We start from the raw sequence: 13,665 nt of genomic DNA on the forward strand, positions 1-13,665 counted from the left end.
GAGCTGGTGAGCCTGATCGGAGCCAACGGCGCGGGCAAGACGACGACGCTCAAGGCGGTGACGGGCCTGCAGCCGGTGGCGCAGGGCGAGATCGAATACCTGGGCAAGTCGATCAAGGGTCAGGGCGCATGGGACCTGGCGCGCCAGGGCCTGGTGATGGTGCCGGAAGGCCGGGGCACGTTCACCCGCATGACGATCACCGAGAACCTGCTGATGGGCGCCTACACGCGCAACGACGGCGAGATCGAGGCGGACATCGACAAGGTGTTCGGCATCTTCCCGCGGCTGAAGGAGCGGGCACTGCAGCTGGCCGGCACGATGAGCGGCGGCGAGCAGCAGATGCTGGCGATGGGCCGCGCGCTGATGGCCAAGCCGAAGGTGCTGCTGCTCGACGAGCCGAGCATGGGCCTGAGCCCGATCATGGTCGACAAGATCTTCGAGGTGGTCGAGACCATCCACGGCCAGGGCGTGACGGTGCTGCTGGTGGAGCAGAACGCCAGCCGCGCACTGGCGCTGGCCAACCGCGGCTACGTGATGGAGTCGGGCGAGGTCACGATGAATGGTGACGCCAAGGTGCTGCTCAATGACCCGAAGGTGCGGGCGGCTTACCTGGGCGAATAAGGCGCGCTGACCAGCTCAGCGGCCCAGCAGGGCGCGTGCGCGCAGGCGCTCGCCGCCCTGGAACTGGCCGTCCAGCCAGGCGTCGATCGCCTGCTGTTTCTGCAGCGGCGACAACTCCGGCGTAGCGTCCAGCCGGGCCAGCTCGGTGCGGGCCTGGGCCAGTTTGCGCGCCCAGGTCGCCTCGGCCTCGTCTTCTTCCTGCAGGCGTTGTGCCGCCTCGGCCCCGAAGGCCGCCGTGCGTTGCTGGTGCAGCAGGCGTGCGTCGACGCCCGGCGCAGGCGCTTGTGACAGCGCGGGCAATGTGCTCAAAGCGGGCTGGTTGATGTCAGCCATCTGGCCGGGCAGGCCGGCGCGGGCCTGCTGGCCGGTCATGTGTTGCCGCAGGGCGGCTTCCTCTTCGGCGTAAAACGCTTCGGCCCAGGCGATGCCCAGCACGTCGCGGCGCACTTGCTGGCGCTCGGCCAGCGCCGCGTCCCAGCCGGTCATGTCTCGGCCGTCGAGGCTGGTTTTCCAGCGGTGGCGTTGCAGTTGCAGGTAGCGTTGCCACACGGCCATCACCTGCTCGGCGCCGGCGGTGCCCAGATCCTGGGTGGCTTGCAGCTTCAGCATGGCGCTGATCTGCGCGATGTTGACCTCGCCAATCGTGGTCAGCCATTGGTCGAACCGGCGGCGCAAGGCCAGGCTCGGCAACAGCTCACCCGCCGGCCCCATGCCCCAGCTGCCGTCGGGCCGGGCGTGGCGCAGTGAGCCTTCGGTGAACAGTCGCTGCGTCAGCGCGGCGGCTTGCTCGGCCGAGACGCGGGCAGCGTCGCCGGTGGGCTCGTCCAGTGGGTGCGGTGCGGCCGCGGCCCCAGATGGGGCGGGCAGGGTGACTCCGGGTTCGGCCGTAGCGATGCCCTGTGGCGAGCTGCCACTTTCCGGGTTGCGCAGCGCCAGATGCGCCAGAACGGCGATCAAGGACACGGCGCCCAGGCACCAGGCCGCACGCGTGGCCACGGCGCCTTTCGATGTCACACCTGCCCGCATGCTCACAGACCTGCCGTCTTCAGGCGGTTGGCATGGGTGCGATAAAACGCGACAGGGTCAGAGGTGAACAGGCCGCGCAAGCCGAAGGACTGGTTGACCTCGTCGAGGTGGTTCCAGCTGTAGTCGTCACGCAGCACCGTGCCCCAGTGCGAGGCGCAGCGCCCCACCAGGCCGTCGTTGGCGGCACCCTTGAAGCTGGCCGAGGTCAGCACCAGGGCAGCGTCGATCGGGTCGAGGATGTTGGTGAGCACGCTGGTGCCGCCGGCCGAGTAGTAGCGCACGTTGTTCACGCTGGCCGCACCCTGGCCGCAGGTGGTGGCGGGCTTGCCCGCCGGAAAGCGGTTGGTGAAGGCGGCGCTGCCGGCAGTGGTCAGCGAGCGGGCGGCAGCTTCCGAGTTCTGCGGCAGGCCCGGGTTGCCCGACAGCACGCTGATGATGGTGCCGAAGGCGTTGATGATGGCGGCTGCCACCGGCGTGCTGCCAGTGCCGTCCAGTCCGGCCACGATGTCGTCAGCCACCGCGCTGCCGCTGTGCGGCGAGCCCATCGAGGTAGCCGATGCCACCAGATCCGGCGCCACCGAGGCGACGTAGCGGATGGTGTGGCCGCCGTGGCTGTGGCCCACGAGGTTGAACTTGGTGTAGCCGTAGGTGGCCTTCAGGCGACGCAGCTCAGCCAGCAGCTGTTCGCCGCGCACTTCGCTGGAATTGGCCGCAGATTGCTGCGACACGAACACCGTGGCGCCGCCTGCCCGCAGCGCCGGTGCAATCCCGTACCAGTAGTCGATCGGGCCGATGGCGTCAAAGCCGAACAGGCCGTGAACCAGCACCACGGGGTAGCGGGTCTGGGTGTAGGTGTCGGCCGCGTGGGCCGTGGTGGTGGCTGCGCTGCCCAGCAGGTAGCAGGCGGCCACGACGGTGTTGGCAATCCAGGTTCGCATGGGTCTTGTCTCCAGAGAATGGTTGTTGGATCCACGCTGCCGCTGGCAGCTTCGGGAGGGGGCGGGCAACCTGCCGACGCGTGGTGTGCCATTAAAGAACGAACGTTCGTTTTTAAGGTTGAGTGTTTTCCCAAAGCTGCAGTGCAGCAAAAGCCAGCAACGGTCTGGATTCGTCGTCGAAAGTCGGTCAACTTTCCACATACGTGGGGGATCGGGCGGCTGGGCCTTGCGCATGCCCGGCTGCGGGTCACAAATGCGCTCAGCCGGTGATAACGTGCCTCGTCAGAGGAGACTTCTGTGGTTTTCAGCCCCTACTACCCGATCATTTACGTGCGCGGCTACGCCATGACCGTGGACGAGCGCAACCAGACCGCAGCCGATCCGTTCTGCGGCTTCAACGACGGATCGACCGTTTACCGCGCCGAAGTGGACCGCAACGCCCGGCCCCGGAAGTTCGTGTTCGAGTCGCCCTTGTTGCGGCTGGCGTCTGATTTCGGCTACGACGATGTGTACGAAAGCGGCGTCGACATCACCGACCCCGACTGGCGTCCGCGCCACGGGCGGCAAGGCATTCCCGCGCGATCGGTGGTCATCTACCGCTATTACGACGCGGGCTCGACCTTGTTCGGCGATGGTGAGGCCTCTTCCATCGAGGCCTATGCCCGTGGCTTGAGCGACCTGATCCTGCGCGTGCGTGACCTGGTGGTGGCCGAAGAGGGCCTGGCGCCGGCGGATTTCAGGTGCTACCTCGTGGCGCACTCGATGGGCGGTTTGGTGGCGCGCGGTTTCCTGCAGAACCCTGCGCTGGGCGATGACGCGGCGCGTGTGGCCGTGGACAAGTTCTTCACCTACGCCACGCCCCACAACGGCATCGAGGTGGCGGGTGTGAACGTGCCGTCGTGGTTGTCTGCGAACGACCTGAGCAACTTCAGCCGGGAGCGCATGGCCAGCTACCTGAACCTGCAGGACGCCTGGCAGCGCTACAAGCGCGTGGATTTCATGCCCGAGGCGGTGATGAAGAGCAGTCGCATCTTCTGCATGGTGGGCACCAACCGCAGTGACTACTACGCCGCGCGGGGCCTGTCACGGGCGTTCGTCGGCCACGGCAGCGATGGCCTGGTGAAGGTCGAAAACGCGTCGGTGTGGGGACTGGATGCCGATGCGTCCGTCACCAACACCGCGGCCACCGCCTATGTGTACCGCGCTCATTCCGGCCCCTTCGGCATCGTGAACAGCGAAGAGGCCTATCAAAACCTGGCGCGTTTCCTGTTTGGTGATGTGCGCATGGATGTCTGGCTGGACGTGGACACCGTGACCCTGCCGCCCGCGCTGGCGGGGCAAGACGATGTCGAGGCGCTCTATCAGTTCGAGTTGCTGGCGGCGCCCCGCGGCAAGCGCTGGAGCCTGACCCGGCGGGTGGCCGAGGAAGACTCACCCGCCTGCCGCACCCATCAGCAGCTGGCCAGCGGCGAGGCCGGCCCGCGCCATGTGTACCTGTCAACCGTGTTCCTGGCGAAGTACGCCAAGGTCAGCCACGACGACGAGGCGCTCACCTGCTCGTTCGACCTGCGGGTGCGGGTGCCCGACTACAAGGTGGCCAAGGTCTTCTGGCCGGACCAGCACTTCGAGGGCGCCTTCCTGTTCCGAGATGCCCTGACCGTGCGGGTGGTGCCGCCTTCGGCGCCCGGCCAGCCCTGGCACTGCAGTTATCGCTGGCAGATGGCTGCCGGCCAGGAAGACGAGACCCCCTTGGTGCCCGAGCTGCAGGAGGACGGACGACTGGCCTTGCGCGTGCCCTTCGGCACGATGGGACAGCCCGGCTTGTCTGGCCAGGTGTTGCTGATTGTCTGCAACTGGAACGCCGCCGCCTGACTGTTGCTGCTGCGGTATTTCTGAGATAGTCAACAGCTTGAGCGTGCCGTCAGTGCGCGCCAATGCGAGGGATCTGGATGCGTTGGCCTTCTCCGTTTTCCAAACGTTTGAGAGATTGGCTGCCCTATGCGGTGGGCGTCGCATTGCTGGCGACGCTGCTGATATCCCTGGCCGCAGTCGCCATCTGGCAAGAGCGGGGCCGCCAGCGTGAGCGCGCCACCCTGGCCACCCAGACCATCGTGCGCCTGCTGGAAGCCCACGTCGTCGACGTGATCAGCCAGGCGGATGTGTTGCTGCGCACCGTGGCTTTGCACTATCACCTGCCGCCCCGCGCCGACGCCCGGACGACGCCCTCCGGCCAGGTGCCACGCTCATTGCGAGAGCATCCTGAATTGGCCGCCTTGCCCGGGCTGGAGGGCTACCGGGCCTTGATGCCGGCCTTGCTGTCGCTGTGCGTGGCGGATGTGAGCGGCGAAGTGCTCATCGGAGACGAGCAGGGCGACAACATCGCGGCTCGCGATGACTTCCAGCAAGCCCGGGCCTTGCCCAAATCCGGGCTCATCGTGCGCGGTCCGGTACAGGAAACCGTGGATGGTGAGGTGCGGTGGGTGCTGCGCCTGAGTCGGGGCTTGCGCAATGAGTCGGGCGAGTTTCTGGGCATGGTCAGTGCCGACCTGTCCACGGATGCCTTCGCGGCTGTCTTCACCACGCTGAACCTTGGCGAACGCGGTGCAGCCACGCTGCGGGCTGCGGATCTGTCGATGATCTACCGACACCCGTGGCCTGCGAATGGCCGTGGCGTGGTCGGCAGCAAGGAAGTTTCGCCGCAGTTGCGTGCGGCGCTGGCGGCCTCACCCGACTCGGGTGAATTCGTGGCCACCACGGTGGTCGATGGTGTTCCTCGCATCAATGCCTATCGCAAGGTGGCAGGCTTGCCCTTGCTGGTGCTGGTGGGCCTGCCGGAGAGCGATTTTCCAAGCGGCTGGAACTTGCTCGATACCAGCCTGTTGCTGGTGGCGGCGACCACCCTGCTCGTTGCAGCGTACGCGGCGCTGCAGCTGTACCGCTCCTCGAAGCGGCAACTTGATGCGGTGCAGCGGCGCTATGAGGCCATCGTGGAGTCGTCGCACGACGCGATCATCAGCAAGAGCCTGGACGGGCGTGTGCTCAGCTGGAACACGGGCGCCGAGGCCATTTTCGGCTGGAGCGCTGAAGAGATGATCGGGCAGCCCTTGCTCCGCCTGTTCCCGCCGGACTTGCTGGATGAAGAAGCGCACATCCTGCAGCGCTTGCAGCGCGGCGAGCGTGTGGAAGCCTTCGATACCCGCCGTCTGCGCAAGGACGGCAGCACGGTGGCCATTTCGGTCTCGATTTCGCCGGTGCGTGATGGGCAGGGGCAGCTGGTAGCGGCCTCGAAGATCGCGCGGGACATCACCCGCCAGAAGATGCTCGAGGAGCAGATCCGCACGCTCGCCTTCACCGACGCCTTGACCCGCCTGCCCAACCGTCGCCTGCTGATGGACCGGCTCGAGCGGGCCCAGCAGAACGGGCAACGTCAGACGGAGTGGGGCGCCTTGCTGTTCATCGACCTCGACCGCTTCAAGCCCGTCAATGACACCCATGGCCACGAGGTCGGCGACCAGATGCTGATTTCCGTCAGCCGCCGACTGCAGGCGGCGGTGCGTGAAGCCGACACGGTGGCGCGGCTAGGGGGCGACGAATTCGTGGTGCTGTGCGAGCGCCTGGGTGCCGATGAAACCCAGGCGCTGCGGGGCGCGCAGATGGTGCGTGACAAGGTCTTGCTGGCCCTGGCGCAACCTCACCAGATCGGCGAGCTGCTGCTGCAGGGTTCGGCTAGCGTGGGCATCCAACCCTTCCTGGGCACGCAGTTCACTCCGGTGGAGTTGCTGCGCGCGGCCGATCAGGCGATGTACGCCGTCAAGCGGCCGGCTTGCGTCCATCAAGTGCCCGCCGCGCCGCAGCTGCCCTGAGCTGGCAGTGGCGGCGAGGCGGGGCCGAGCTCAGGCTCGCGCTGGCAGCACCGTGGCCCGGCATTCACCCAGGCCGATGCGTGCGGCACCCGCCCGGTTGCACCAGCCCTTCAGGATGACGCTGTCGCCGTCTTCCAGGAAGCTGCGCTGCTCGCCGGTGCTCAGGGTGATCGGCGCCTGGCCGCCGTTGCTCAATTCCAGCATCGAGGCCGCCTGCTCTGGCATCGGCCCGGACAAGGTGCCCGTGCCCAGCAAATCGCCGGGTTGCAGGTTGCAGCCGTTCACGGTGTGGTGCGTCACCAGCTGCGCTGCCGTCCAGAAGGCGTCGGCGTAGTTCGACTGGCTGATCCGGTCACCGGGGTGGCCCGCCTCACGCATCTGCGCCGTCTGCAGCCACACTTCCAGCTCGATGTTGATGACGCCGTGGGCCAGCGTGTCCGGGCTGCTCAGGTAGGGCAGTGGCGCGGGCAGGGCGGCGTCCCGCACGAAGGGCTGGCGGAACGGGGCCAGCGCTTCCATCGTCACCATCCACGGGGCCACGCTGCTGGCGAAATTCTTGGCCAGGAAGGGGCCCAGCGGCTGGTATTCCCAACCCTGGATGTCGCGGGCGCTCCAGTCATTGAACAGCGCCACGCCGAACAGATGGGCTTCAGCCTGGTCGATGCCGATGGGCTCACCGAGCGCATTGCCCTGGCCGATGAACAGCGCCAGTTCCAGCTCGTGGTCCAGGCGGCGGCTTGGCCCGAAGTTGGGTTGCTCGCTGCCGGCGGCCGGGCGCGTCTGACCCTTGGGCCGGCGCACCGGCATGCCACTCGGAATGACCGACGACGCCCGCCCGTGGTAGCCGATGGGCACCCAGACGTAGTTCGGCAGCAGCGGCTGCTCGGGGCGGAACTGTCGGCCCACGGTGGTGGCGTGGTGGATGCTGGTGTAGAAGTCGGTGTAGTCGCCCACCGGGCAGGGCAGGCCCATTTCCACATCGGCTTGCGGCACCAGGGCAGCGGCCCACGCGGCTTGCTTGGCCGAGCCGGCTTTCAGGCCGTCAAACAGCGCATGGCGCAGTGCTTGCCGCGCCGTCGGGGCTTGCGCCATCAGGCGGTGCATGTCGGCGTGGTCCACCAGGCCGGCGGTGCGCAGGCACAGCACCTGGTCGCCAATGGCAACGCCAATATGCCAGTCGCCGTTGCGCCATTCGCCGTTATGACATTCACCACCGCTGCCCGCCAGCCTGAAGCGGCCAAACGGCAGGTTCTGCAGCGGGAAGGGGCTGCCGGGTTGGTTGGCGCTGCTCACCCAGCTGGTCGCGGCCGGGTCGTGGGTGTGGTCGATCGGGTAGGTGGCGCTCATCAGGCCTTGCCCTCTTCGGCAAATTCCTTGCTGTGAAGGAAAGCAGCGTGCTTGGGTGCACGCTTCGTCTGGCTCCACTCTTCCAGCATCGCCCACTTCACGGCGTCGAGCTGCTTGAGCTGCTCGGCTTCGGTCGGGTCAGGGCACGAGAGCTCCAGCCGGTGGCCGTTGGGGTCGAAGAAATAGATGGAGTGGAAGATGCCGTGGTCGGTCACGCCGAGCACGTCAATGCCTTCGGCTTCCAGGTGCGACTTGAAGGCCAGCAGCTCGGCGCGGTCCTTCACCCGGAACGCGATGTGCTGCACCCATTCCGGCGTGTTCGGGTCACGGCCCATCGGCGGCTGCGTGGGCAGCTCGAAGAAGGCCAGCACATTGCCCTGGCCTGCATCGAGGAACACATGCATGTACGGGTCAGGCGCCTTGGTGGACGGCACCAGGTCTTCGGCAATGGCCAGCACGAAGTCCATCTTCAGCGTGCGCTGGTACCAGAGCACGGTTTCCTTGGCGTCCTTGCAGCGGTACGCCACATGGTGGATGCGGTCGATCTTCATGGTCCGGCTCCTCAGCTGGTTTGCAGCACGCCACGGCGCACCTGGTCACGCTCGATCGATTCGAACAAGGCCTTGAAATTGCCTTCGCCGAAACCGTCGTCGCCCTTGCGCTGGATGAACTCGAAGAACACCGGTCCGAGCAGCGTGGCCGAGAAGATCTGCAGCAGCAGGCGCGGCTTGCCGTTGGCGGTGCTGCCGTCGAGCAGGATGCCGCGGGTCTGCAGCTCAGCAACGGTTTCGCCATGGCCGGGCAGGCGCTCGTCGAGCATCTCGTAGTAGGCGTCGTTCGGCGCGGTCATCAGCGGCACGCCGGCCATCGCCAGCTTGTCGATGGTGGCGGGCAGGTCGTCGCACAACATGGCGATGTGCTGGATGCCTTCGCCGTTGAACTGCATCAGGAATTCCTCGATCTGGCCGGAGCCCTTCTTGGATTCCTCGTTCAGCGGGATGCGGATCTTGCCGTCAGGCGCGGTCATCGCCTTGCTGGTCAGGCCGGTGTATTCGCCCTGGATGTCGAAGTAGCGAATCTCGCGGAAGTTGAACAGCCGCTCGTAGAACGCCGCCCAGAAGGCCATGCGGCCGCGGTAGACGTTGTGCGTCAGATGGTCGATGAGTTGCAGGCCGTGGCCGACGGGGTGGCGGTCAACGCCGGGCAGGAATTCGAAGTCGATGTCATAGATCGACTTGCCTTCCTCGAACCGGTCGATCAGGTAGAGCGGTGCACCGCCGATGCCCTTGATGGCCGGCAGGCGCAGCTCCATCGGGCCGGTGGGAATGTCGATGGGTTGGGCACCCAGCTCCAGCGCGCGGGCATAGGCCTGGTGGGAATCACGCACCCGGAAGGCCATGCCGCAGGCGGACGGGCCGTGCTCGGCGGCGAAGTAGCCGGCGAAGCTCTTGGGCTCGTTGTTGATGATGAAGTTGATCTCGCCCTGGCGGTAGAGCAGCACGTTCTTGGAACGGTGACGCGCTACCAGCGAGAAGCCCATCATCTCGAAGATGGGTTCCAGCGTGCCGGGGGTGGGGGAAGCGAATTCGACGAACTCGAACCCCATGAGACCCATGGGGTTGTCAAACAGATCGGCCATGACAAGGCTCCTGTGCAAATTGCAGACATGGAAAAGCGAGAGAGATCAGCGAAGGTCCATGCCCGCGACCGGCGGTGCGCAGGGCTTGCCACGCACGCTTCGAGCGAGGTGATCCCCAATGACCAGCTGGTACACGGTTGTCGTCATGCGTGACATCTTAAGCGACTTGTCTAGGCAGGTGGCTACTGGTTAAGCCTCGGTTGTCAGGTGGTGTGGGTATGCTTCGCCCCCATGCATCACACCGTTTTTGACACCCCGGTGGTGAACACACTGCTTCGCTGGGGTTCCATCGCTTTCCTGAAAATCACCGGCTGGAAGACCGAGGGCGCCTTGAGGCCCGAAGCCAGCCGTTGCGTGCTGATCGCCGCGCCGCACACCAGCAACTGGGACTTGCCGTACACGCTGATGGCGGGTTTCGTGTTTGGCCTGCATCCGTACTGGATGGGCAAGGCGCAGATCTTCAAGCCGCCGTTCGGGCCGGTCATGCGCTGGCTGGGCGGCATCGCGGTGAACCGCGAGCGCTCGAACAACCTGGTGGCGGCGTCTGCCGAGGCGCTGCAGCAGGCCGACGGCCCGGTGCAGCTCATCGTGCCGCCGGAAGGCACGCGCAGCAAGGTGCGAACCTGGAAGACCGGCTTCTACTACATCGCCTTGACGGCGCAAGTGCCGATCCAGATGGCCTACATGGACTACGCTCAGAAGCGGGTGGGCCTGGGGCCGCTGTTCTACCCCAGTGGCGACATCGAGCGCGACATGGTGCAGATCAAGGCGTTCTACGCGCAGTTCAAGGGCAAGAACGCCACGCAGTTCGACGCGGCGGAGTGACACAACTACTGAGCGCGGCCGGCTGAATCCTCAGTCGACGCGGCGCAGCTGGGTGCGGAACATCTCGGCGCGCTGTGCATAAGACATGGCACTGGCTTCCAGCCGCGCCACGTCTTCGTCGGTCAGCTCGCGCACCACCTTGGCGGGCGCGCCCAGAATCAATGAGCGGTCCGGGAACACCTTGCGCTCGGTGACGATGGCGCCGGCGCCCACCAGGCAGTGCTTGCCGATGACGGCGCCGTTCAGCACCACCGCCTGGATGCCGATCAGCGAGCCTTCGCCGATGGTGCAGCCGTGCAGCATGGCCTGGTGCCCCACCGTCACGCGCGGGCCGATCTGCATCGGGAAGCCGTGGTCGGTGTGCAGCACCGAGCCTTCCTGGATGTTGCTTTGCTCGCCCACGGTGATGCGTTCGTTGTCACCGCGGATCACCACATTCGCCCACACGCTGGACTGCGATTCCAGCGTGACCTTGCCGATCAGCGTGGCCTCGACGGCCACATAGGCGTTGTCTGCGACGTCGGGGGCGTCTTCGCCCAGTTGGTAGATGGCCATGGGGGTGGTTTGCAATGTTCAGGAGATGGAACCCAGCTTATCACCGGGCTGGGCCACGCCTTGTGCGGCAAAGCCCGGGCGTGCGTCGGGCCACCAGCGGTCGCGCAGGGCCAGGCCCTGGCGCTCGACGAGGACATGCAGCAGCCATCCCCCCAGCAGGCTGGCCAGGCTGGCCACGGCTACCGTGATCAGGCTGGTGCGGTCCACGCCTTGCGCCATCAGCAGGTTGTTGGCGATGTGCGCCAGGGGCTTGTGGGTGAGGTAGATCGAGTAGCTCCAGAGTGCCAGGGCCGCCGCGCCCGGCACCCTCCAGCGGTGCAGGGCGCTGCCCGGGCAGAGTGCCGCCATCAGCAGCACGGCCCAGGCCCAGGCCATCAGCGAGTAGCCCACGGTCGTCATGGCCATGCCGTAGCCGACCTCGTCCGTGTAGTAGCCCGCGCTCAGCGCGGCGAACATGGTGCCCACGGCCACCACGCCCGCCAACAGCCACGCCTGGCCGTGGGCCAGTGCGCGTTGCCACAGCAGCGGTTGATGGTGCCGGAACATGGCAATCGCCAGGCCCGGCAGGAACTCATCGGCCCGGCACAAGGTGGAGTAATACACGTTCGGGTAATAGCCGGCGATCTCTCCTCCCGCGATGGAGCCGTAACGCGTCCACAGGTGGTGGCGCCACACCATGGCCGCCACCGTGCCCGCCGCGATCAGCGCCCAGCCCAGCCAGCGCGGCAAACGCTGTCGAACGCCGATGGCGACCAGCAGCGGCAGCACCAGATAAAACTGCTCTTCGATGCACAGCGACCACGCATGTGAAAACGCGGTGCCCGGGATCAGCTGGATGTTCTGCGTGAACGTCACGAAGCGCCACCAGGGTGGCGGCTCGCGTCCGCCCATCACGGCCGGAAACAACAGGTACAGTGCCAGCACCACCCAGAAGGCCGGTACGGTGCGCAGCAATCTGCGCGCCCAGAAGCGAGGCAATGACAGCCCCGACGGGCTGGCAGCGGTGCGCAGCAGCTGGTGGCCGATCAGGTAACCGCTGAGCACGAAGAACAGATCCACCCCGGTCCATCCGAGTTCGCTGGCCAGGCCGAACGTCGCCTCGCCGCTGACGAAGCCTTGATAGTGGTACGCGAAGACCAGCAGGATGGCCAGCGCGCGCAGGGTGTCGAGGCCAGGCAGGCGCGTTGAAGTGGCGGCGACGTTTGAACTTTCCATGGGCCGGCATTGTGCGTGTTGCGGGCTGTGGCCAAGTTGCGCCAACGGTGTTTGAACGCTACGCCAAGCAGCGCAGCGTTCATGCGGCGCCTTCCTGCCGTATGCTTGCGCTCGCAATGAACGAACCAGTACAAAAGGCCGGCAAAGCGGCTGCCCAGATCGCCCCGGCCGCCGTGAAGGTGCCCGCGCGCCGCGGCCGCCCGCCAAAGGCACCAGTGCCCGATCAAGAGGCTGAGCCGGGGCGCACCAACGACCCCGAACGCACCATGGCCGACATCCTCGCCGTGGCCACGTCGGAGTTCGCGGCCAAGGGGCTGGCGGGTGCGCGCATCGACGAGATCGCCGCGCTGACCCGCACCAGCAAGCGGATGATCTACTACTACTTCGAGAGCAAGGAAGGTCTCTACATCGCGGTGCTGGAGGATGCCTACAGCCGCATCCGCCGCATCGAGGCGGCCCTGCATCTCGAAGACCTGCCGCCTGAAGAAGCCCTGCGCACGCTGGTCGGCTTCACCTTCGACTACCAGCTCGCGAACCCCGATTTCATCCGCCTCGTGATGAACGAGAACATGCACAAGGGCGAGTTCATCAGCCGCTCCAGCACCATCATTGCGCTGAACGTGCCCATCATCACCGCGGTGCAGCAGGTGTATGAGCGTGGCGTGGCGGCGGGTGTGTTCCGGCCGGACGTGGACGCGGTGGACCTGCACATGTCGATCTCGGCCCTGAGCTTCTTCAACGTGGCCAACCGGCACACCTTCGGCGCCATCTTCAAGCGCACGCTCGACACGCCCGAGGCGGTGGCAGCGCGCCGCGCCAGCGTGGTGGATATGGTGGTGCGCTTCCTGCGCGCCTGAGCCTCCTTCGGTGAACTGACGAGCCGGTCAAGCGGCCTCAAGGGTTTTTACCGAGGATAAAACTAACCAGTTCGTACATTATTCGATCCGTGCACGGCAGACGCCTGTCCGCCGTACGGGTCAACGCGGTCTTCACCGACCCCTGGCCGCCCTGCAAGGAGACGATCTATGACAAAAATCCTCGACGGCTATTGCCGCGTTCTGGAGTGGTTGCTGGTGATCATGCTGGCCACCATGGTGCTGCTCGTGTTCGGCAACGTGGTGATGCGCTACGCCTTCAACTCCGGCATCACCGTGTCGGAAGAGGTGGCCCGCTGGCTCTTCGTCTGGTTGACTTTCCTGGGCGGCGCCATCGCTGTGCATGAGCACGGCCACCTGGGCTCGGACATGCTGGTGTCGCGCCTCGGCCCCGTCGGGCAACGTCTGTGCCTCGTGCTGGCTCAGGTGTTGATGCTGTGGGTGACCTGGCTGTTGCTGAGTGGCAGCTGGCAGCAGGCCCAGATCAATGCCGATGTGGAGGCGCCCGTCACCGGCGCGCCGGTCTCGGTCTTCTATGCAGCTGGCGTCGTTTTCGCGATTTCCTCGGGCCTGATGATCGCCCTCGACCTGTGGCGCACGGTGACTGGCCAGCGCCGCGACGACGAGTTGCTGCTGGTGAAAGAGTCGGAAGACCTGGCGCAGATCGATGAGCTGCACCTGAACCAGAGCCAGACCTTCAAGAAGCACTGACCTTCCCCGCGCCCCTGCCGGAGACAACCGCATGACCGTATTCATTTTCC

Annotated in this window: 13 protein-coding genes; 6 read left to right on the top strand and 7 right to left on the bottom strand. The window is 66.1% G+C overall.

Going from position 1 to position 13,665, the window contains the following annotated elements:
* Positions 1-621: ABC transporter ATP-binding protein (locus AACH00_RS19690; RefSeq protein WP_341400885.1), on the top strand; the 621-nt coding region annotated here is incomplete at its 5' end.
* Positions 622-636: 15 nt separating this feature from the next.
* Here AACH00_RS19690 and AACH00_RS19695 read toward each other — a convergent pair.
* Together AACH00_RS19695 and AACH00_RS19700 are read right to left on the bottom strand one after the other, a co-directional pair.
* Entirely contained in the window at positions 637-1,635 is a 999-nt protein-coding gene (locus tag AACH00_RS19695) for a lipase secretion chaperone (RefSeq protein WP_341400886.1), read from the bottom strand.
* Between the two features lie 14 nt (positions 1,636-1,649).
* On the bottom strand, positions 1,650-2,585 hold the full coding sequence (locus tag AACH00_RS19700) for an esterase/lipase family protein (RefSeq protein WP_341400887.1): 936 nt from the start codon (positions 2,583-2,585) through the stop codon (positions 1,650-1,652).
* A gap of 297 nt (positions 2,586-2,882) precedes the next feature.
* Between AACH00_RS19700 and AACH00_RS19705 the strand changes: the two genes are divergently transcribed.
* Both AACH00_RS19705 and AACH00_RS19710 read left to right on the top strand, forming a co-directional pair.
* On the top strand, positions 2,883-4,457 hold the full coding sequence (locus AACH00_RS19705; protein WP_341400888.1) for an esterase/lipase family protein: 1,575 nt from the start codon (positions 2,883-2,885) through the stop codon (positions 4,455-4,457).
* A 77-nt stretch (positions 4,458-4,534) separates the two neighbouring features.
* Positions 4,535-6,448 carry a sensor domain-containing diguanylate cyclase gene (locus AACH00_RS19710; RefSeq protein ID WP_341400889.1) on the top strand — a complete coding sequence of 638 codons (1,914 nt, stop codon included), beginning with the start codon at positions 4,535-4,537 and terminating at the stop codon, positions 6,446-6,448.
* 30 nt (positions 6,449-6,478) lie between these two features.
* Here the strand turns inward: AACH00_RS19710 and fahA are convergent, their stop codons facing one another.
* Genes fahA through hppD form a run of 3 tightly spaced genes read right to left on the bottom strand, consistent with a single transcriptional unit; the run spans position 6,479 to position 9,434 of the window.
* Positions 6,479-7,795, bottom strand: a complete 1,317-nt coding sequence (gene fahA, locus AACH00_RS19715) for a fumarylacetoacetase (protein ID WP_341400890.1) — start codon at positions 7,793-7,795, stop codon at positions 6,479-6,481.
* Complete coding sequence (locus AACH00_RS19720; RefSeq protein ID WP_341400891.1) at positions 7,795-8,346, bottom strand: VOC family protein; 552 nt, start codon at positions 8,344-8,346, stop codon at positions 7,795-7,797. The genes fahA and AACH00_RS19720 overlap by 1 nt, the downstream gene beginning before the upstream one ends.
* An 11-nt stretch (positions 8,347-8,357) precedes the next feature.
* Complete coding sequence (gene hppD, locus AACH00_RS19725; RefSeq protein WP_341400892.1) at positions 8,358-9,434, bottom strand: 4-hydroxyphenylpyruvate dioxygenase; 1,077 nt, start codon at positions 9,432-9,434, stop codon at positions 8,358-8,360.
* 231 nt (positions 9,435-9,665) lie between these two features.
* Between hppD and AACH00_RS19730 the strand changes: the two genes are divergently transcribed.
* Entirely contained in the window at positions 9,666-10,259 is a 594-nt protein-coding gene (locus tag AACH00_RS19730; RefSeq protein ID WP_341400893.1) for a lysophospholipid acyltransferase family protein, read from the top strand.
* Between the two features lie 30 nt (positions 10,260-10,289).
* Here the strand turns inward: AACH00_RS19730 and AACH00_RS19735 are convergent, their stop codons facing one another.
* Both AACH00_RS19735 and AACH00_RS19740 read right to left on the bottom strand, forming a co-directional pair.
* On the bottom strand, positions 10,290-10,814 hold the full coding sequence (locus tag AACH00_RS19735) for a gamma carbonic anhydrase family protein (protein WP_341400894.1): 525 nt from the start codon (positions 10,812-10,814) through the stop codon (positions 10,290-10,292).
* A gap of 18 nt (positions 10,815-10,832) precedes the next feature.
* The gene (locus tag AACH00_RS19740; RefSeq protein ID WP_341400895.1) at positions 10,833-12,029 is read right to left on the bottom strand and encodes an acyltransferase family protein; all 1,197 of its coding nucleotides are present in this window, start codon (positions 12,027-12,029) and stop codon (positions 10,833-10,835) included.
* Between the two features lie 116 nt (positions 12,030-12,145).
* Here AACH00_RS19740 and AACH00_RS19745 point away from each other — a divergent pair, with 116 nt between their 5' ends.
* On the top strand, positions 12,146-12,886 hold the full coding sequence (locus AACH00_RS19745; protein ID WP_341400896.1) for a TetR/AcrR family transcriptional regulator: 741 nt from the start codon (positions 12,146-12,148) through the stop codon (positions 12,884-12,886).
* A gap of 168 nt (positions 12,887-13,054) precedes the next feature.
* Positions 13,055-13,615, top strand: coding sequence for a TRAP transporter small permease (locus tag AACH00_RS19750; RefSeq protein ID WP_341400897.1), 561 nt, complete (start codon positions 13,055-13,057; stop codon positions 13,613-13,615).
* The last annotated feature ends 50 nt before the right edge of the window (positions 13,616-13,665 follow it).

Source organism: Ideonella margarita (assembly GCF_038066635.1).
Classification (GTDB): Bacteria; Pseudomonadota; Gammaproteobacteria; order Burkholderiales; family Burkholderiaceae_C; genus Ideonella; species Ideonella margarita.